This window comes from Bacillus sp. Root920 (assembly GCF_001429445.1).
Lineage (GTDB): Bacteria > Bacillota > Bacilli > Bacillales > Bacillaceae > Bacillus > Bacillus safensis.
On the sequence record NZ_LMJV01000007.1, the window covers coordinates 331,988 to 351,835 of the forward strand.

24 protein-coding genes are annotated in these 19,848 nt (G+C 42.9%); all 24 read right to left on the bottom strand.

Annotated elements, in window-relative coordinates:
- Nucleotides 1-151: 151 nt before the first annotated feature.
- The 24 genes from recN to aroQ all read right to left on the bottom strand — a co-directional run bounded on the left by recN (nucleotide 152) and on the right by aroQ (nucleotide 19,752).
- Nucleotides 152-1,885, bottom strand: a complete 1,734-nt coding sequence (gene recN, locus ASE42_RS12985; protein ID WP_024428012.1) for a DNA repair protein RecN — start codon at nucleotides 1,883-1,885, stop codon at nucleotides 152-154.
- 33 nt (nucleotides 1,886-1,918) lie between these two features.
- Nucleotides 1,919-2,368 (bottom strand): transcriptional regulator AhrC/ArgR, encoded by a 450-nt coding sequence (gene ahrC, locus ASE42_RS12990; RefSeq protein WP_024422938.1) that lies wholly within the window; start codon nucleotides 2,366-2,368, stop codon nucleotides 1,919-1,921.
- Nucleotides 2,369-2,527: 159 nt separating this feature from the next.
- Nucleotides 2,528-3,382 (bottom strand): TlyA family RNA methyltransferase, encoded by an 855-nt coding sequence (locus ASE42_RS12995; protein WP_024428011.1) that lies wholly within the window; start codon nucleotides 3,380-3,382, stop codon nucleotides 2,528-2,530.
- On the bottom strand, nucleotides 3,379-5,280 hold the full coding sequence (gene dxs, locus ASE42_RS13000) for a 1-deoxy-D-xylulose-5-phosphate synthase (RefSeq protein ID WP_056767300.1): 1,902 nt from the start codon (nucleotides 5,278-5,280) through the stop codon (nucleotides 3,379-3,381). Before dxs ends, ASE42_RS12995 begins: the two co-directional genes overlap by 4 nt.
- Before the next feature lie 150 nt (nucleotides 5,281-5,430).
- Entirely contained in the window at nucleotides 5,431-6,327 is an 897-nt protein-coding gene (locus ASE42_RS13005) for a polyprenyl synthetase family protein (RefSeq protein WP_414730826.1), read from the bottom strand.
- Nucleotides 6,311-6,571: an exodeoxyribonuclease VII small subunit gene (locus tag ASE42_RS13010; protein WP_003215880.1), complete on the bottom strand. Its 261-nt coding sequence runs from the start codon at nucleotides 6,569-6,571 to the stop codon at nucleotides 6,311-6,313. Before ASE42_RS13010 ends, ASE42_RS13005 begins: the two co-directional genes overlap by 17 nt.
- On the bottom strand, nucleotides 6,568-7,914 hold the full coding sequence (gene xseA, locus ASE42_RS13015; protein ID WP_056767306.1) for an exodeoxyribonuclease VII large subunit: 1,347 nt from the start codon (nucleotides 7,912-7,914) through the stop codon (nucleotides 6,568-6,570). Before xseA ends, ASE42_RS13010 begins: the two co-directional genes overlap by 4 nt.
- A 70-nt stretch (nucleotides 7,915-7,984) precedes the next feature.
- Complete coding sequence (folD, locus tag ASE42_RS13020) at nucleotides 7,985-8,836, bottom strand: bifunctional methylenetetrahydrofolate dehydrogenase/methenyltetrahydrofolate cyclohydrolase FolD (protein WP_024422943.1); 852 nt, start codon at nucleotides 8,834-8,836, stop codon at nucleotides 7,985-7,987.
- An 11-nt stretch (nucleotides 8,837-8,847) separates the two neighbouring features.
- Complete coding sequence (nusB, locus tag ASE42_RS13025; RefSeq protein ID WP_012010530.1) at nucleotides 8,848-9,243, bottom strand: transcription antitermination factor NusB; 396 nt, start codon at nucleotides 9,241-9,243, stop codon at nucleotides 8,848-8,850.
- A 210-nt stretch (nucleotides 9,244-9,453) separates the two neighbouring features.
- Nucleotides 9,454-9,861: an Asp23/Gls24 family envelope stress response protein gene (locus ASE42_RS13030; protein ID WP_024422944.1), complete on the bottom strand. Its 408-nt coding sequence runs from the start codon at nucleotides 9,859-9,861 to the stop codon at nucleotides 9,454-9,456.
- A 25-nt stretch (nucleotides 9,862-9,886) separates the two neighbouring features.
- On the bottom strand, nucleotides 9,887-11,236 hold the full coding sequence (gene accC, locus ASE42_RS13035; protein WP_024422945.1) for an acetyl-CoA carboxylase biotin carboxylase subunit: 1,350 nt from the start codon (nucleotides 11,234-11,236) through the stop codon (nucleotides 9,887-9,889).
- A gap of 11 nt (nucleotides 11,237-11,247) precedes the next feature.
- Nucleotides 11,248-11,730 (bottom strand): acetyl-CoA carboxylase biotin carboxyl carrier protein, encoded by a 483-nt coding sequence (gene accB, locus ASE42_RS13040; RefSeq protein WP_024428007.1) that lies wholly within the window; start codon nucleotides 11,728-11,730, stop codon nucleotides 11,248-11,250.
- A 194-nt stretch (nucleotides 11,731-11,924) separates the two neighbouring features.
- Nucleotides 11,925-12,557 (bottom strand): SpoIIIAH-like family protein, encoded by a 633-nt coding sequence (locus ASE42_RS13045; RefSeq protein ID WP_024428006.1) that lies wholly within the window; start codon nucleotides 12,555-12,557, stop codon nucleotides 11,925-11,927.
- Nucleotides 12,557-13,228 (bottom strand): stage III sporulation protein AG, encoded by a 672-nt coding sequence (gene spoIIIAG / locus ASE42_RS13050; RefSeq protein ID WP_056767307.1) that lies wholly within the window; start codon nucleotides 13,226-13,228, stop codon nucleotides 12,557-12,559. The genes ASE42_RS13045 and spoIIIAG overlap by 1 nt, the downstream gene beginning before the upstream one ends.
- On the bottom strand, nucleotides 13,221-13,853 hold the full coding sequence (gene spoIIIAF, locus ASE42_RS13055; protein ID WP_024422949.1) for a stage III sporulation protein AF: 633 nt from the start codon (nucleotides 13,851-13,853) through the stop codon (nucleotides 13,221-13,223). The genes spoIIIAG and spoIIIAF overlap by 8 nt, the downstream gene beginning before the upstream one ends.
- Nucleotides 13,854-13,867: 14 nt before the next feature.
- A complete protein-coding gene (spoIIIAE, locus tag ASE42_RS13060) occupies nucleotides 13,868-15,061 on the bottom strand; it encodes a stage III sporulation protein AE (protein WP_024422950.1) in 1,194 nt (397 codons plus the stop codon).
- A 19-nt stretch (nucleotides 15,062-15,080) separates the two neighbouring features.
- Nucleotides 15,081-15,494, bottom strand: a complete 414-nt coding sequence (gene spoIIIAD / locus ASE42_RS13065) for a stage III sporulation protein AD (RefSeq protein WP_087978339.1) — start codon at nucleotides 15,492-15,494, stop codon at nucleotides 15,081-15,083.
- Nucleotides 15,491-15,697: a stage III sporulation protein AC gene (spoIIIAC, locus tag ASE42_RS13070; protein ID WP_003153142.1), complete on the bottom strand. Its 207-nt coding sequence runs from the start codon at nucleotides 15,695-15,697 to the stop codon at nucleotides 15,491-15,493. Before spoIIIAC ends, spoIIIAD begins: the two co-directional genes overlap by 4 nt.
- A 19-nt stretch (nucleotides 15,698-15,716) precedes the next feature.
- Nucleotides 15,717-16,232, bottom strand: coding sequence for a stage III sporulation protein SpoIIIAB (spoIIIAB, locus tag ASE42_RS13075; RefSeq protein ID WP_024428003.1), 516 nt, complete (start codon nucleotides 16,230-16,232; stop codon nucleotides 15,717-15,719).
- A complete protein-coding gene (spoIIIAA, locus tag ASE42_RS13080; protein WP_025092985.1) occupies nucleotides 16,226-17,149 on the bottom strand; it encodes a stage III sporulation protein AA in 924 nt (307 codons plus the stop codon). The genes spoIIIAB and spoIIIAA overlap by 7 nt, the downstream gene beginning before the upstream one ends.
- Nucleotides 17,150-17,215: 66 nt before the next feature.
- The gene (locus ASE42_RS13085) at nucleotides 17,216-17,497 is read right to left on the bottom strand and encodes a YqhV family protein (RefSeq protein WP_024422953.1); all 282 of its coding nucleotides are present in this window, start codon (nucleotides 17,495-17,497) and stop codon (nucleotides 17,216-17,218) included.
- A gap of 170 nt (nucleotides 17,498-17,667) precedes the next feature.
- Nucleotides 17,668-18,225 carry an elongation factor P gene (gene efp / locus ASE42_RS13090; RefSeq protein ID WP_024422954.1) on the bottom strand — a complete coding sequence of 186 codons (558 nt, stop codon included), beginning with the start codon at nucleotides 18,223-18,225 and terminating at the stop codon, nucleotides 17,668-17,670.
- 25 nt (nucleotides 18,226-18,250) lie between these two features.
- Complete coding sequence (locus ASE42_RS13095; protein ID WP_056767308.1) at nucleotides 18,251-19,312, bottom strand: M24 family metallopeptidase; 1,062 nt, start codon at nucleotides 19,310-19,312, stop codon at nucleotides 18,251-18,253.
- Nucleotides 19,309-19,752: a type II 3-dehydroquinate dehydratase gene (gene aroQ / locus ASE42_RS13100; protein ID WP_024422956.1), complete on the bottom strand. Its 444-nt coding sequence runs from the start codon at nucleotides 19,750-19,752 to the stop codon at nucleotides 19,309-19,311. The genes ASE42_RS13095 and aroQ overlap by 4 nt, the downstream gene beginning before the upstream one ends.
- Nucleotides 19,753-19,848: the final 96 nt, after the last annotated feature.

Sequence of the window (19,848 nt, forward strand, 5' to 3'; positions counted from 1 at the left end):
TTGGCTACATCTTTACTTTTGCCTTCTTCGAGAGGATTTATAACCGGCAGCTTTAGAAAATGATTGGATAAATTGATAAAAGAAAAAGACGATTTTATGGGTATATACGCCGGCTTTTACACAACATAAAAAAAGGCAGCTGATGATTCAGCTACCCTGTTGTTTTGACATCATTTGCTTGGTGCAATAGTTCTTTTGCATGCTGTTTTGTCAGCTCAGTCACTTCCACACCAGCAATCATCCGGCCAATTTCACTCACTTTTTCTTCATGACTTAATGGTTTGACACTCGTCAGTGTTCTGCCCGCTTTCGAGCGTTTCGAAATGAAGAGATGTGTGTCAGCCATTGCGGCTACTTGAGGCAGGTGTGTAATGCAGAGCACTTGTGATCCAGACGCAACTTTGTAAATTTTCTCAGCAATGGCTTGTGCCACTCTGCCGCTGACGCCTGTATCAACTTCATCGAAAATAATGGATGTGACGTCTTGTTTAGCTGAGAAAATACTCTTCACAGCGAGCATGACACGTGAAATTTCTCCACCTGAGGCTACTTTCGATAAAGATTTCATCGGTTCGCCTGTATTTGTAGAAATGACAAATTGTGCTTGGTCGATTCCATTTTTCCCGAGCTGGACAGGTTTTCCGTCTAATAGCGGACAATCGGTGCTGCCAAATGGCGCATATCGAACAGAAAAAGCTGTGTCAAATGATGACTTCTCCATATACAAATCCTTGAGCTCTGTTTGGATTTGCTTCGCTAGCTTTTTGGCCCATTTTTTACGCAGCTCCGAAACGTTAAGTGCTTCGAGCAGGGCATCACGACTCATCGCATCTAATTTATTTTTGAGCGTCTGCAGATGGCTGTCTCGATTTTGGATTTGATCTATTTCTTCTTCAATCTTCGCCGCATACTCCAAAATTTCCTCAACGGTTGTGCCGTATTTTCGTTTTAGCTGCTTCATTTCATTCAGCCTGGATTCAATAAAATCAAGACGAGCCGGGTCGAATTCTAATTGATCCAGCATGCTTCGCATTTGGAAGGTTGAATCCTCTAATAAGTAGTAGGAGTTCGACACTTGTTCAGATAGCTTTTTCAAATCATCGTTGATCTCAGACACCTGATCAAGCTCGCTTGAGGACATACCAACCCAATCTAGTCCTCCTTGCTCATTACGCAAGGCGTTATACGCGTTTTGGAGTGAAGAATAGATTTTTTCGTAGTTGCTGATTTGATGACGTTCTTCCTGAAGCTTCTCATCTTCTCCCGGCTCTAATTGTGCCGCCTCAATCTCCTCTAGCTGAAATTGCAGTAAATCTAAGCGGTGCACCATTTCCTGCTCATTCTCAGACAGCTGCCTTAGCTTTTGGGCCGTCTTCATATATTGATCATATGCTTCTTGATACTGCAAGAGAGCCGGTGCAATGTCTTCTGCTCCAAATTGATCGAGCAAATGCAGATGATTTTCATCTTCCATGAGCAGCTGGTTATCGTGCTGTCCATGTATATCAAGCAAAAGCCGTCCTACTTCCCGTAAAAGTGAGATGGTGACAAGCTTTCCATTAATCCGGCAAATGCTTTTCCCGCTGTTATTAATATCACGGCGGAGGATCATCATTTCATCTGATGCGTCAATTCCCTGCTCTTCGCATAGAGCAAATACAGGGTGATCGGCTGGTACAAGAAAAAGCCCTTCCAGCTCTGCCTTTTTTTCACCGTAGCGGACAAATTCAGAGGATCCTCTTCCTCCCACGAGAAGTGAGACAGCGTCAATCATGATGGATTTTCCGGCACCTGTTTCCCCCGTTAGAACCGTGAGTCCTTTTTCAAATGAAACCGTTAACTCTTCAATGATTGCAAAGTTTTTAATGGTTAGTTCTGCTAACACTCATTTGACACCTCTTTTAGTAAACCTGATTCTTTATAGAAGCTCTAAAATTTTGCTCGAAACTGTCTCTGTATCATCTGGGGTGCGGCAAATGATTAAAATCGTATCATCCCCGCAAATCGTTCCCATAATTTCTTCCCAATCTAAATTATCCATTAAAGCACCAATCGCCTGAGCATTACCCGGCATTGTTTTCAGAACAATTAAATGACTGGCAGCATCCATTTTAATAAATGCATCCATTAGGGACCGCTTAAGCTTTGACAGCGGATTAAACCGCTGATCTGCAGGAAGACTGTATTTATATGTTCCATTGTTCGTCGGAACTTTCACTAAATGCAACTCTTTAATATCCCTAGAAACGGTCGCTTGTGTGATGTTATATCCATCGGCTTTCAAAATATCGACCAATTCATCTTGTGTTTCAATTTCTTGGCTTGCAATGATTTCTCTTATTTTAATATGCCTTTGACCTTTATTCATATTTGACCCCCCTAGGCGTTTCATTCTCAGTTTGTCTTTACGTTCTATGTTATATGATGCACACTTCAAAAAACAAGCATTACGTGAGATACGGCCAATTCTTGTCTTTTGACCATGTAAAAAGGAATAATAGCGAGCTATTATTCCTTTTGTATCATCTCATGTGTCAGCCGGCTCAGGGCTGTTTTTCTTTTCTTTCAATACGGAATGGGCTTCCTTGACGACCTTCTCAAGTTCTGAAGCAGGGAGTGCCGCATTTTCTTCTTGATCAGGATGAAGCACTAAATGAAACAGAAATTCAATATTTCCATCTCCACCAGTGATAGGCGAAAATGATACATCCTTTACATCATAGCCTTCTTTTGCAGCAAATTGATTCATCTCTTCTAGTACACCAAGGTGGACAGACGGCTCACGTACGATGCCTTTTTTCCCAACAAGCTCTCTGCCTGCTTCAAATTGAGGCTTGACGAGCGCAATACAGTCACCACCCGGAACAAGAATATGCTTTAAAGCCGGCAGAATGAGTTTGAGTGAGATAAAAGATACATCAATCGATGCCACTTCTGGCAATCCTTCAGTAAAATCAGCTGGAACGGAATGGCGGAAATTGGTGCGCTCCATGACGATGACCCTGTCATCCTGCCTTAATTTCCACGCAAGCTGATTGTAGCCAACGTCTACAGCATATGATTTGACTGCTCCATTTTGAAGAGCACAATCTGTAAATCCGCCTGTTGATGAGCCAATATCAATCAGCAATTTCCCTTCAACTGTCAGATCAAATTCTTTAAGCGCTTTTTCAAGCTTTAACCCGCCGCGGCTTACGTATTTGAGAGGGTTCCCCTTCACTGTAAGCGGCGTATCACGAGCAATTTTCTCGCCTGGTTTATCCAAACGGGTTTCATTTGAGTAAACGATCCCTGCCATGATGGCACGCTTTGCTTTCTCTCTTGTTTCCATTAGTCCTTGTTCGACTAATAAAACGTCAAGTCGTTCTTTCTTTGATGTCATGATCCAATTCCTTTTCTTGGTGCTGCTGGAAGCAGGTCACGTAAAGTCTCAGCAACCTGTGCTTTCGTCAGTCCAATTTCTTCAAGCAGGGCATCAACACTTCCATGCTCAATAAATTGATCTGGGATACCCATACGTTCTACTTTGATATGTGATGCTTTCTTGTCGTGTAAATATTCTAATACGCTGCTGCCAAACCCGCCTTGAAGCACAGCTTCTTCAATCGTTAAAATCGGAATCCCTTCAGAAAGAATGTCATGTAGCATCACTTCATCAAGCGGCTTAATAAACCGAGCGTTGACGACACGAATTGATTTCCCTTCTTTTTGAAGCTCCTCAGCTGCTTGCAGCGCCATTTTAATCGTCGTTCCGAATGTTAAGATGACGGCATCCTTCCCTGGACGAAGAACCTCCCAAGACCCAATCGGAATGGTTTTCAGCTGTTCATCCATTTTCACACCAAGGCCATTTCCGCGCGGGAAACGCATGGCAATAGGACCGTCATCATACTGAATGGCTGTATTGACCATGTGCTGGCCTTCATTTTCATCCTTCGGCATCATGAGCACCATATTCGGCATATGACGCATGAAGGCAATATCAAACACACCTTGATGCGTTTCTCCATCTGCACCGACAAGACCCGCACGGTCAATTCCGATAAATACATTGAGGTTTTGGCGGCAAATATCATGCAGCACTTGATCATAAGCTCTTTGCAGGAATGTTGAATAGATCGCTAAAAATGGCTTCATATCCTGCGTCGCAAGCCCAGCTGCCATTGTGGCTGCATGCTGCTCAGCAATTCCTACATCAAACATTCGCTCTGGAAATTCCTTTGCAAAGCCTTCAAGTTTTGAGCCAACAGGCATCGCAGGCGTGATGGCGACAATTCGCTCATCTTTCCGCGCAAGCTTTCTGACTGTTTCACTGACAAGACCACTCCATGACGGTGCAGCAGCTGCTGGTTTTACAAAATCACCTGTATCAATTTTGTATGGACCTGTGCCGTGCCAAGTCCCGATTTTATCGGATTCTGCCGGCTGATAGCCTTTTCCTTTTTTCGTGATGACATGCAGCAGGACAGGACCTTTTGTTTTCTTTGCATATTCAAGGTTTTCAAAAAGATCTTCATAAGAATGTCCATCAACAGGACCTAAGTAAGTGAATCCCATTTCCTCAAAGAACATGCCAGACACTAGTAAATACTTGAGGCTGTCTTTAATACGCTCTGCTGTGGCAGCAAGCTTTCCGCCTACAGCTGGGATCCGCTTAAATAAATACTCGAGCTCGTCCTTTACCCATTGGTACTTGCCTGCTGTGCGCAGTCTGCCAAGCATGGTGTGAATTGCACCGACGTTTGGTGCAATACTCATTTCATTATCGTTTAAGATAACGATCATGTCTTTCTTTTCATCACCGATATGATTCAGAGCTTCAAGCGCCATACCTCCGGTTAATGCACCATCTCCGATAATCGGCAGGATATATTCATCTGTCCCTTTAATATCCCGCGCCGCCGCCATACCCATCGCGCCAGATAATGACGTTGAGCTGTGGCCTGTTTCCCAAACATCATGCTCACTTTCATTTCGTTTAGGAAAACCGCAAAGTCCTTTATATTGACGAAGTGTATCAAACTCCGCCCCTCTTCCAGTTAACAGCTTGTGAACATAAGACTGATGTCCAACATCCCAAAGGAATTTGTCTTTCGGGCTGTCAAATACTTTATGAAGGGCAACCGTGAGTTCAACGACACCCAGGTTTGGACCGATATGCCCGCCAGAGTTAGCCAAGGACTCAATTAAAAACATGCGAATGTCAGCACTAAGCTCCTCTAATTCTGCATTTGACATTCCTTTTAGAAACGTTGGATTTTTTATTGATAAAAGATCCAATCAGGATCAACTCGCTTTCAACAAAATTTCTATCTACATATATAATGCCTTATTCCTATGAAAACCAAGCGGGAATAAGAGTTGTCTCATCATGATAAACTGTTTACAGTTTACCACAATTGCTCGAAGACCCTCAAATCTATGCTGTTTTTAATGATCTCTTGAGGCGATCAGATCACATAACTCATGCAGCAATTGCTGCTCTAATTCAAGATTTGAGACAATTTCTTTTGCACGTGTGATGTGCTCGTGCAGCTTTTCTTTTGCTCCTGTAAGCGTTAATAAAGAAGGATATGTCGACTTTTCATTCGCTGTATCAGAGCCGACTCGTTTTCCTATTTTTTCTTCGCTTCCTTCGAGGTCTAAAATGTCATCACGGATTTGAAAAGCAATGCCAATATGATAACTGAATTCTCTTAGTTTTTCGATATCCTCATCTGATGCTCCTGCCAGCATTGCACCTGCTGTGACGCTGAATGAGAGAAGCTTTCCTGTTTTCCGGGCATGAATGGATTCTAGTTCAGCAAGCGGGACTTGTTTTTGCTCTGCTTCCATGTCATCAAATTGACCGCCAACCATTCCTAGTGCACCTGCTGACCGCACAAGCTCATCTACGATTCTAAGCTTTTGGTCAGGAGAGACGCTGCTAGATAGCTGCGATGTAATGAGGCGGAAGCTTTCCGTTAAAAGTGCATCACCAGCGAGAACCGCTGTTGCTTCCCCGTATACTTTATGGTTAGTCGGCTTTCCTCTGCGAAGGTCATCATCGTCCATGCAAGGAAGGTCGTCATGTATCAATGAATACGTATGAATCATTTCTACAGCACAGCCAACCGGTATGCCATCTTCTTCGTTTTTTCCGTAAGCATGTAATAAAGCAAGAACGAGAACAGGGCGAAGTCTTTTCCCTCCAGCTTCAAGAGAGTAAAGCATCGAAGATTTTAGTTCTTCTGGAATCTTCAATTCCTGAACATATGTAAATAAATACTCTTCAATGGCCTGTTTTCGTGTTGTTAAAAAATCCTGCAAATTACTTGTCACCAGCATCTGCCTCCTTCACCGAGAAAGGAGCCAGTTCACCGTCCTCTTTTAAAATGAAATCCATCTGCTTTTCAACGTGCTGTAATTTTTCATGGCAAAGCTTTGAAAGTGTCATGCCTTCTTGGAAATAATGAATGGCTTGCTCAAGTGGTACATCTCCTTCTTCGAGCTTCCCAACGATCTCCTCAAGACCTTTCATCGCTTCTTCAAATGTCATTTGTTCTTCTTTTTGTTTATTTGATTCTGTCATGATGATTGCCCCTCCTTCTCAATAACCTCACAAATCAGACGTCCATCCTTCATGGTGATAGCCAATTGATCCTTCGTATCGACTTGGTTCACACTTTTAATCAGTTCATTGTCTTTATAGGCTAAACTGTAGCCTCTTTCCATCACTTGAAGTGGATTTAATGCATTTAGTTTACCAAGAACAGATTGGAACTGCGAATGAATTGTTTTCATTTGCACATTCATGCTGCGGATGAGCTGTTCTGTTTCATTGGTGTGGCGTTTTTTCGCCTGCAGCAGCTGCTCTTTTGGATGAAGCGGCTTCAGCCTGTATGTCTGGCGGTCTAGTTGACTGCGTTTTTGTTCAATTTGTCTCGTCAGCTGTTTTTGAAAACGGTCAAATACCAAATCGAATTGCTGCTCTTTTTGCTCCTGCAATCGTTTTGGAAAACGGAAGGCATAAGAGGATTGCAGCGCCACAAGACGGTCTTTCGCTTGTGATGTTCGGTTCTTCACGGCCCTTGTAAGCCGAATGTCGATGGATTTGATTCGTTCTATTAAATCGGCTGTGCTTGGAACAGCGAGCTCGGCTGCTCCTGTTGGTGTGGGTGCTCTCATGTCTGCAGTGAAATCACTGATCGTAAAGTCCGTTTCATGCCCCACTGCAGAAATGATTGGAATGTCTGATGCGAAGATTGCTCTTGCGACAGCTTCTTCATTAAAGGCCCAAAGTTCTTCGATCGAACCGCCTCCTCTTCCGACAATCAAGACATCACAGATCTGTTTTTCATTTGCTTCTTTGATCCGCTCTACGATTGAACGGACGGCATTTTCACCTTGGACAAGCGCCGGAAGCACAATGATTTTCGCCTGCTGATAACGCCGGTTAATCGTTGTGATGACATCTCGAACAGCCGCTCCTGTTGGGGATGTAATGACACCAACAACCTCTGGATATTCAGGAATTGGTTTTTTATAGCGCGCATCAAATAAGCCTTCACTTGCCAGCTTTTTCTTCAGCTCTTCATAAGCGAGATGAAGAGCACCAACACCATCAGGCTGCATTTCTTTTGCATATAATTGATAGTTGCCGCTTGGTTCATATACTTGAATCCCGCCGCGTACAAACACTTTCATTCCGCTTTTTGGTGAAAAAGGCAGCTTTGCTGCGGAACGCTGGAACATGACAGCTTGCATGCGTGCGTTTTCGTCTTTTAAGGTGAAGTACACATGACCTCTTGAATGAATCTTCACATTGGATAACTCACCTTTGATCCAAATATCTTCTAAATGCGGATCAACATCAAATTTTCTTTTTATGTATTTTGTAAGGGCTGTGACCGTCACAAAGGCTTTTTCACTCATGACGTATTCCTCCTCTTCAAAAACGCACATTCATCCACCGGCAGCATGCGGGTGGATGAATGGATAAAGCTTATGCTAATGTACGTTTTGCTGATTTAACCGTATTGTGTGCAAGCATCGTAATCGTCATTGGACCGACTCCGCCAGGGACTGGTGTGATGTAAGAAGCTTTTTCTTTCGCTTCTTCAAAATCAACATCCCCAACAAGCTTCCCAGTATCTAAACGATTGACTCCTACATCGATGACAATTGCACCTTCTTTGATTTGGTCAGCTTTTATAAAGTTTGCTCGACCGACGGCAACAACTAAAATGTCCGCTTTTAATGTATGTTCTGAAATATTCGCCGTTCTTGAATGGCAGTAAGTAACCGTTGCATTTTCGTTTAATAGCAATTGTCCCACTGGTTTGCCGACAATATTGCTGCGCCCTACAACAACCACTTCTTTTCCAGAAAGACTGACACCCGTTTTGTTCAGTAATTCAACAATGCCTGCTGGTGTACAAGGTAGGAATGTATCTTCTCCAAGCAGCATTTTCCCGATATTTAATGGATGGAAACCATCTACATCTTTCTCAGGTGAAATACGTTCAATAACGGCTTTTTCAGAAATATGTTTTGGCAGTGGAAGTTGAACAAGAATCCCGTGGAATTGATCGTTCGCATTGTACTGATCAATCAGCTGAAGCAATTCTTCTTCTGTTAAAGAAGCATCTAAATGATCAAGCTGAAAGTGCATGCCCATTGCTTCTGCTGCTTTTTTCTTCCCGCGTACGTAAGAAAGTGAAGCCGGATCATCACCGATTAGAATAACGGCAAGACCAGGTGTGACTCCTTTTTGTTTTAGCTCTTCTACTTCTTTTGCTAATTGTTCACGTTTTTCTTTTGCTGTTTCTTTCCCATCGATGATTGTTGCTGTCATGTCGAATCCTCCTATTGCTGCTTTAGGTCGTTTTTAATGTTCGAAAGTACACCATTTACAAATTTCGGTGCTTTATCATCGCCGAATAATTTGGCGAGTTCAATCGCTTCATTCATTGAGACACTAACTGGGATGTCTTCTTGATACACCATCTCGTACACAGACAGCCTTAAAATGGCTCTGTCTACGTTTGCAATACGATCGAGTTTCCAATTCACTAGATGCTGTGAGATCATGTCATCAAGCTTGTCCTTTTGTTCAAGCACACCGAAAACCAGTTCCTCGAAAAAAGGATCTGATTCTTGTTCATCCAGCGCATGTGTAATGGCCTCTTTCGGATCAATATTGCTCACATCAATTTGAAATAATGTTTGTAGCGCCTTTTCTCTTGCAGTTCTTCTTTTCATTATTTACTCCTTTAACCACTTTATCCGCTTGTCGTTAAGCCATACAGAGATCATAACATATTTTGACCGTGGTCGCACCAAGATCCATGCGAGCTGTGACGAAAAACGAATCAATCCACGCGTCACGTTATCAATATTCGGAAATTACTCAAAAATGGGCTTTAAAAAACCAAAGAGGCAATGCCTCCTTGGTTTCACTTGAACCCTATTTTACATTTCTTGATCTACTTCAGCCTCAGGTGCTTTTGTTTCAAATTGAATGCCAACGACATGAATGTTAATTTCATTAATCGTTAAGGCAGTCATGTTCAAAAGGGTTTGACGGATATTTTCTTGTACAGCAGTGGATACCTTTGGAATGGATAGGCCAAATTCAACCACACAATACACATCGATTGTGATGCCTTCATCAGAGACATCTACTTTTACACCTTTACGGTGATTTTTCTTACCAAAGCGTTCTGCTACATCAGCAGCGAAATTGCCGCGCATTTCGGCAATGCCTTCGACTTCTGAAGCGGCGATCCCAGCAATGACTTCAATCACTTCTGGTGCAATTTGCACTTTTCCCAATTGATCTTCATCAAGGTTCATTTCAAGCAAATTGTTTTCTGACACGATCATTCACCTCCGAAAGCTGTGATTATTTCATGATTTGGTATGTTTCTAAAAACTTCGTATTAAAGTTACCGCTCACAAATGTTTCATGCTCGAGCAATCTAAGGTGGAATGGAATCGTTGTGTAGACTCCTTCAATGACGAATTCTTGAAGCGCACGTTTCATTTTCGCAATCGCTTCTTCTCTCGTCTTACCATATGTAATCACTTTTGCAATCATGCTGTCATAATATGGCGGAATCACATAGCCCGGATAAGCGGCAGAATCAACACGTACACCTAAACCGCCTGGCGGAAGATACATTTTAATTTCACCAGCTGAAGGCATGAAGTTTTTCTCTGGGTTCTCTGCATTGATGCGGCATTCGATCGCCCAGCCTTCATATACGACATCCTCTTGTGTAAGAGAAAGCTTCTCACCTGATGCAACCTTGATCTGTTCTTTGATCAAGTCTACACCTGTGACCATTTCTGTCACAGGATGCTCTACTTGAATACGAGTATTCATTTCCATGAAGTAGAACTTCTCTTCATTATAATCATAAATGAATTCGACTGTTCCAGCACCTGTGTATTCAACAGCTTCTGCTGCTTTTACAGCTGCTTCACCCATTTGCTCACGAATGTCTGCATTTAGTGCTGGTGATGGCGTTTCTTCAAGAAGCTTTTGCATTCTTCTTTGGATCGAGCAATCACGCTCTCCTAAATGAATCGTATTGCCATGCTGATCTGCAAGCACTTGAATTTCCACATGTCTAAAGTCTTCAATGAACTTTTCTAAATAGACACCAGGGTTCCCAAAGTTTTGCGCCGCTTCCTGCTGCGTGATGGTGACTCCGTTAATAAGCTCTTCTTCTGTACGAGCCACACGGATCCCTTTACCGCCTCCGCCTGCAGTTGCTTTAATAATCACAGGATACCCAATACTAGCTGCTGTTGAAACAGCATCATCAAGATCTTTTACAATTCCTTGAGAACCAGGGACGATCGGAACGCCTGCATTCTTCATTGTTTCTCGCGCGACATCTTTCGTTCCCATTTTGGAAATCGCTGACGCAGTTGGTCCAACAAAGATTACATTACATTCCTCGCAAAGCTCTGCAAAGTCTGCATTTTCTGCTAAAAAGCCGTATCCTGGATGGATGGCATCTGTCCCTGTTAATTTTGCTACGCTGACAATATTCGTGACATTTAAATAACTATCTTTAGAAGCAGTCGGTCCGATGCAATATGCTTCATCAGCCATTTGTACATGCAGCGCATCGCGATCCGCTTCAGAAAATACCGCAACAGTTTCAATTCCAAGCTCTTTACAAGCGCGGATAATTCTAACTGCGATTTCTCCTCTGTTTGCAATTAATAGCTTTTTAATCATGATCGTACTCCTTACTCTGCTTTCACTAGAAAGAGGGGTTGTCCGAATTCTACAAGCTGACCGTTTTCAGCTAATACTTCGACGATTTCACCTTTTACTTCTGCTTCGATTTCATTAAACAGTTTCATCGCTTCCACGATACATACAACAGTGTTTTCCTTCACCTTGGAACCTGTTGTCACGTATGGATCTGCTTCTGGTGAAGAGGAAGCATAAAATGTACCAACCATTGGGGATGTGATTTTATGCAGATTTTCAGACGCAGCTGCCTCTTGTGCAGGGGCTTCGGTCTGAGCTGGAGCTTGTGCTTTAGGAGCTTGTTGAGCTGGAGCTGCTTGGACTGGAGCCACTGGTGCTTGTGCCGCAACTTGCTGAACGACTTCTTTATTTTTCTTCAGTTTGATTTTTGCACCTTCGTTTTCGTACGTAAACTCATCGATAGTAGAGTCGTCAATTAATTTAATCAGTTCATGAATTTCTTCGATTTTTAACATGGATTTGCACCCCTATGTATGGATTTATCTTTTTATTATAGGCTAGTACTAAAAGTACATACTATAACCATCTTACAGGAGGATTTCGATGAATTCAACTACTATTGTGGTGAAGCGCCTCGCGTAAGTACCTTGGAGAGGGCGTCAAGCCGCATCAAAAAACGCCCTTTTCCGCAAAGGGCGCCAGTTCATTTTTATTGATTAGTGGGCTCAAAAGTGACAGCTACGTTATCAAGACCTCTCATTTCTTTTGTGACCATATCAATAATATCGGCCGCTTGAGATTTTGATTTTTTATCAGAACGAACCGTGATGCTCACTTTATCCCCTTCAGCACTTACGAGCGCATCTTTATAGCCTTTTGTTTTGATCAATGTCTCAAGCTGACGCTCAGTTCCTTCTGCTTCACTGAGCGCAGTCATTTGATCGTATGCTTCACTTTTTTCTTGCGCTGTTGCATCGTCACTGGAGACAATTTCGTTGTATTCTTCGCGCTGCTTGCTTCGTTTATCTTCAAGCTCTAGTCTGTATGTTGTAAAAAGCTCATCGTCTGTTTGCTCTGACACAGCCTTTCCTTCTTCACCGCTTGTTTCGATATCCTCTTGTTTGCCGTTTGTTTCTTTGTCAGTGGATTTCTTATCAGCGCCTTTTTCCATGCCTTTGTCCGTCCCTTTTTCTGTTTCAACCTTTTTCTCTTCAGTGCCTTTTGATTTCGTATCTTCTACTGTCACTGCATTTTCACCCTGTGGAGACATGATATAGTACACACTTAATACGACAACTAAACTTAGCATCGTTAATAGCCAAACCGTTTGTTTTTTTAACATCATTCCGAATCCTCCTTGATTTTTTTAGGGGCAACAGCCACTCTATGGGTCGGTACATCAAGCACTCGTGTAACCGCTTCAATGATGGTTTTCTTTATTTGAACGTTGTCTACTCCTTGAGCAACAACGAGGACACCTCGGATTTCTGGTTTTTTCGTTTGAACAACGACTGGTGTTTCTTCATTGCCATTTTTGATGATGACGACTTCTTCTTCTTTTGTTTGATCGGTGACACTTCGTACGCCGCCTTCTTTATCTGTTTCCTCGGTCGTTGTACTTTTATTGGATTTGTTTTTTTCAAACACTTTTAAAGACGTTGCATCTACATTGACCACAATGGATACATCCTCAACGCCGATGATGGTCTCTAAAATTTCTTTCAGCTGATTTTCGTATTCTTGCTCCACGTCCTCAATTGAATTTTTTGGTTTACCTGAGGATGCCGGTTTGAATACCTCCTGCTCTTCTGAGGATGTTTTTTTAGAAGCAGGAACCGCAGCTTGTTGTTTGCTTGATGGCGGTGACAAGATCTGACTGACTAACATGAAAGATACGCCGATAATGAATACAAGCAGCAAGTAATGGTGCTTCGTTAATTTGGGTTTCCCTTCACCTTTTTCAGGCGGCTGGAAGAATGATTTCAGCTTTTGTTTCCAGTCCTTGTTATTCATGATCTGCTGCGTCACCTCCCTCAATGTTCAGCGCGATGTGCTCAGGACTCGTATTCCAAACATCAGCAAGTGTCTCTTTCACCCTCGTGATCTCTTTGCTAGAAGATCCAGCGCTTTCCTCCTTTTGCTTGGAGAGATCAATGTCCACCTTTGCCACCGTTTCTACAGCATCACCTGTGAGCGGGGAAAGAACTGCTTTGATGCGAAATTGATCCGCCTCCATATTCTGATCCAGATGCTCCTCATCAGCCAGCACTTCTACGTGTTTCATTACATAGCTCTCCTTCTCCAGTGGCTCCTTTGCGCTTTTTTCTAGTTGGACAGCCATTTGCTTTAAAATATATGCACGCTGAGAGGCTTGTATTTCTTTTTTTTCTAAATTCATCTGATTTTTTATTTCTTCTGACTGCGCTTCTTCCTTCCCTTTCATCAATTCTGAAAAAATTTGATCAGGATCTGCTCGAAATAAAGCAAAAATCGGATTGAGCATCACCACGATGAGCAGCAGGCTGACGACCATTTTTGCATACTTTTGCATGCTCGAATTGGGAAGCAGAAGATCAATAACAATCGCAAATAAGATAAAAAGAATAATACTTGTGATCCATTCCGTGAGAAAACTCAAAAGGTGTCCCCTCCTTACTTCATCATCATGGTCAGGTTACCCGCAGTGATGATGACGGTAATGCTTAAAAAGAACATGAGCGACACTACAGCAAGTGCGGCAAATATATACAGCACACTTTTTGAAATGACATCAAGACAGCTGATGATAGGTCCGCCCCCTAACGGCTGAAGGATGGCAGCAGCAAGCTTATAGATAAGGGCTAACGAAAGCACTTTAATCGCCGGGAAAGCGGCAATTGAAATCAAAATGGCGACCCCAACTAGTCCGACTGTATTTTTGAGTAAAACAGAGGCGCTGATCACGGTATCGGTCGCATCTGTAAACATTCTGCCTAGGACAGGGATGAAGTTTCCGGTAATGAATTTGGCTGTACGAAGAGCGATTCCATCCGTAACGGCCGCAGATGCACCCTGAACGGAAATGACGCCGAGAAAAACGGTTAAAAAAACGGCAAGCCCGCCAATTGCCACATTTCTTAACAGCTGGGCAAGCTGGGTGACCTTGTATTGTTCGGTCAGCGTACTGATAATGCTCAATATTGCAGATAAAAAGATGAGCGGGAGAACGACATACTGAATGAAAACACCGCTCGTGTTCATTAAAAATATAATAACGGGATGAAAGAATCCGGCTGAGACAAGCCCGCCTGATGAAGCAATAAGCGCTAGTAAAAGAGGAATAAGAGCAAGAATAAAACTGGTCATCGTTTGAATGGCTTCTGTGGCATAGGAAATCGCCACATGAAAGCTGTTAAGTGCAATAATAATCAGCACCATATAAACAAGAGCATATGCGACTTTGCTGACGGTACTTTGTTCAAAGGCATTTTGTAAAAGCTGCAAAAGCGAACAAAAGATGGTGAGTAAAATCAGAGTACCTAGAAGCTTTCCGTTTGCAATGACCTCGTGAAACAGATAATGTACAAAGGCTTTCAGCCATGTTTGGGGAGACAGCTCTTTATCGCCGTCAATCATTTCCTTCACTGTGCCCTTTTGGCTTTCTGGCAAAAAGCCGCCATACTCGTCCAAAATGGTTTCCCAAAAGTCACTGATGGAATGAAGCTCAAGTGCATCAGCCTGTCCATTCGCCACTTCCTGTGCTGCTGGCTGTTCATTAGATAAAGGTTCTTTTTCTTCTGCCCCTGCATGCGGAGCAATCAGCCAAAAGAAAAGCATCAATCCCATTACAGCGGTCACCCGTTTCATTGTCATCACCTCTTTTCATTTACGTCATGGACGGGATCATTCCTAAGATCGTCTCAATGATGACTGTTAAAATTGGGACTGCCATCACCAAGATGAGAATCTTGCCGCCTAGCTCTATTTTGGATGCAATGGCGCCTTGTCCAGCATCCTTCGTCAGCTGAGCGCCAAATTCCGCAATATAGGCAATGCCAATGATCTTCAATATGGTTTCAACATACTTCATATTGACGCCGGCACTTGCTGCAATTTTTTCAATCATCGAGATAATGGCATAGATTTGATCAATTAAATAAAGAAAAATGACACATCCGGTAAAAACAACAAGCATAAAGGCGAAGGTTGGCTTTTGTTCTTTGACGATTAATGCTAAAAAAGTAGCGATTAAACCAAGTCCAACAATTTGTATGATTTCGATTTGTAAGCCCTCCCCTATCCTTGAAATAGAAATACGGCTTTAATCTTTTTAAACAAATCGTCTACAATGGTTGCCACCATAAACAAAATGTAGATAAACCCAAGCAGCGTCACCCACTGAGCGTACTCTTTCTTCCCCATTTGGTCTAAAATCGTATGGAGAAAGGCCACGACGATGCCTACTCCGGCAATTTGAAAAATGACGTTTACATCAACGCCCATGCTCTCGACTCCCTTCCTCTCACATCAATAAAAGAATCAGTAGTAATCCGCTTAAAAATCCGAGGCTTCTGACCATTTTTTCATTTTTCGCTTGGGCGATTTCAGCTTCTTTCTCCTCTGATTCCAAATGGCCTAAAGCAAGCTTGATATACTTTTGCTGAGAAGTGACATCATGCTGGCCAAGTGTTTCTCCAAAGTGCTTCAACGCCTCATATTCGCCTTTTTTCAATACGGTTTTTTTCCAAACATCTTCAAGACTTTCGTTCCATGCATGGCGTGCAGAAAAGGTCCCCACTTTCAGCTTTTCTGCAAATTGTTCAAACAGCTGATTCACAGGTGGACCTACCTGCGCTGCAATTTGCTCTGCCGCCCGTGCTAAAGGGGTTTGACCATACATAATTTCAGCTTCAAGAGACTGGAGAGCAAACCGCAGCTGCCGAATTTGTTTAGGTCTGTCGCTATATCGTTTGGCAAACTCGAAGCCTCCCCAAGTCGTTGCCGCGACAATGAAAATAGCGCCAATGAGCTTTAACATACGTCCACTCCCCGCCTCCATTTCATCTCTTGGCCGTCCCCACCGTACATTCGCCCGATCGTGCCAGGCCCATTGTTTCGATTTAATTCAACATATCGTTCAAACACACGAAGCTCCCATAACGGTTTAAAAGAAGGTCGTTTATATACATCTTCAAGTGAATAGCCATGAGCTGAGACGATGATGTTGACTCCGGCATGAATCGCTTCTAAAAGTGCCTCTACATCCTCACTTTTTCCGATTTCATCGACAATCATGACCTCTGGGCTCATAGACCGAATCATCATCATCAATCCTTCAGCCTTTGGACACGCATCGAGTACATCAATCCGGTGGCCAAAATGGTGCTGCGGCACCCCTCTTATACATCCGGCAATTTCAGAACGCTCATCAATAATGCCTGTTTTTCTAGGAGGGATTGTCTTTGTGCCTGTACTAGCAAGACGTGCTATATCCCGGAGCAATGTGGTTTTCCCCGTTTGCGGGGGGCCGATGATGAGTGTATTGTGCCAGTGCTCTTCATATAAATAAGGAAGAAAAGGAAGCGCAATCCCGATTTTTTCTTTGGCAATGCGGATATTAAATGAAGAGATATCTCTTAACCCTTTGACAAATCCGTTTTCAACGATCACCTTCCCAGCAAGTCCTACCCGGTGTCCGCCAGATATCGTGATATAGCCCTGTTTTAGCTCTTCCTCAAGTGTGTACATGCTGTAATTGCTCAGCCTGCCTAATAGCTGAGACGCATCTTCCCAGGTGGTGCGATAAGAAAGGAAACGTGGTTTTCCTCCCTGCATTAATTCAATAGGACGATCCGTGCGAATGCGGATTTCTTCTATTTGCGCCCATTCTGCCTCTTTTAGCAGCCTGAGTTCTTGTCCAATCGAGTGCGGGAGAATATCCAACAAACTCCGCAACGAATTCCCCTCCTTTTTTTCTTCTCTAAAATGTATGATGTGAGCCGTTAATTATGCCAAGCCGTTTCACTTATAGATCCCAACAAGAATAAACACGACACCAATGAAAATGAACACGAGCTTTGCATAGGATAGCTGCCCGGCAATTTGATAGATTCCAATCGTCATCGTGATAATAAAAATGAGCGGCCCGATGATTGCCAATATACTATTGATGACTACCGCTTTCCGTACATCATTTGTGATTAAAATAAGGATGGCTGCCGTCAGTTCAATGGCGGCAGATAAGAACCTCATGCCTGCCATTGCAGCGACTGACGGGTGTAGACCTGGGAGAAATTGTTTCATATAGAACCTCCAGCTTTTTTTACACTATATGCTTGACCAGCTGGAAGTAGTCTTGTTTTTCAGGAAGGAAGAGAGATGAATGAGAGAATTGAGAGAAGGCCTGCCTTGAGGAGTCATTTTTCCAATAAAAAAAGACTGTAAACACGAGGTTTACAGTCTTATTTCGTTCATTACGCTCTTGAAACGTATGAGCCGTCAGAAGTATTAATCACTAGTTTATCTCCTTGGTTCACAAAGAAAGGAACGTTGACGATTAAACCAGTTTCAGTTTTTGCAGGTTTTGAGCCGCCTGATGTTGTGTCACCTTTAATACCAGGCTCTGTTTCTACTACTTCTAGTTCTACTGTGTTTGGAAGTTCTACTCCAAGAGTTTCAGCACCGTACATCACGATTTGAACAGACATATTTTCAAGCAAATATTTCAGCTCATCTTTAATTTGTGCTTCACTTAGTTCAAGCTGCTCATAAGAACTTGTATCCATGAAGACATGCTGATCGCCATTTGCATACAAGTATTGCATTGTTTTTGTTTCGATTTGTGCTTTCGCTACTTTTTCGCCTGCGCGGAATGTTTTTTCTTGAATGGCACCTGTACGCAGGTTACGCAGTTTCGAACGAACAAACGCTGCGCCTTTCCCTGGTTTTACGTGCTGAAAATCCACTACTCGCCAAATACCGCCGTCCACTTCAATTGTCAGGCCAGTACGAAAATCGTTTACTGAAATCATTTTGTCATCCTCCTACATTTCACCATCATAATATGATAAGTTCTTTCGGTGAGTGGGTCAATCGTTTATTGCCGTCAGCTGTCAGGACAATATCATCCTCAATTCTCACGCCGCCGACATCTGGCAAGTAAATCCCCGGCTCAACTGTGACGACCATTCCCTCTTCTAAGACGACCTCTGATCGTGAGGAAAGGCCTGGCGCTTCATGTACTTCCATACCTAGCCCGTGCCCGGTTGAATGCCCGAAGTATTGACCATAGCCATACTTTTCAATGATGTCTCGTGTGATGCGATCAGCTTCTTTTCCTGTTAAGCCTGGCTTGATTCTATCCACACCAGCGTTTTCTGCTTCTAATACGATATGATAAATTTCCTTTAGCTTGTCGCTTGGTGTTCCGACAGCAATCGTTCTTGTCATATCAGAACAATAGCCTTTATAGTAAGCACCAAAATCGAGTGTCACTAAATCACCAGATTCAATCACCTTTTCACTCGCTCTTCCGTGAGGCAGGCTTGAACGAACACCTGAGGCAACTATCATATCGAATGAAGATCCTTCAGCACCTTCTTTTCTCATGAAAAATTCAAGCTCGTTCATGACAGCAATTTCCGTCAGGCCCGGCTTGATGTAAGTGAGAATATGATCAAAGGCGTGATCTGCAATCTTCGCAGCTTCCTCTAATATCTTAATCTCTTCACTAGACTTAATCAAGCGCAACTTTTCAACTGATTCAGAGACTGGAACAAGCTCTATACCGCCTGCTTTGGCTGCGTACTGCTGATACGCGGCAAATGTCATATGGTTTTGTTCGAACCCAAGGCGTTTCACTCCAAATTCCTTTGCCGTTTGAGCAGCCGTTTCCACAATGTTTCCTTTATGTTCAATGATGTCATAGCCTTTGACTTGAGCCTTCGCTTGCTCTGTATAGCGGAAGTCCGTGATAAAAGCTGCCCGGTCCTTTGAAACGACAGCAAGACCGGCTGATCCGGTAAAGCTGGTCATATACTGTAAATTAAAACTGCTCGTAATGACAAGGCCATCGATCTCTAATTCACTTAATAGTGCTCTTAGTTTTTCAAGTTTCATGATACTGCTCCCCCTTCACTGACTAAATAACGAATCGCCAATTTATACCCTTCTAAGCCAAGCCCAACGATTTGTCCTTGGCATACAGGAGCAAGTACAGAATGATGGCGGAATTCCTCTCTCTTATGAACATTTGTGATATGTACTTCAATGACTGATAAAGAAATACTTGCAATGGCATCTCTCAGCGCATAGCTGTAGTGGGTAAATGCACCCGGGTTAAACACGACACCATCGTATTGATCTTCTGCTTCATGGAGCGCATCAATCAAATCCCCTTCGTGATTTGATTGAAAGAACGTTAATTGGATGTTTGCTCGTTCTGCGAACTGGAACAAATCCGTCTCTAAATCTGTCAGCGTCTTACTTCCATAAACAGCAGGCTCTCTTTTGCCAAGCCTATTTAAATTGGGTCCATTCAGTACAAGAAAATGAGGCATATGACCACTCCTTCACCCTAATTCAATCTATATCGAGATCTGTTTCTTTTTCCTTAGAAACCTTTCGTTTCCAAAAATATTTTATCATATGAATAG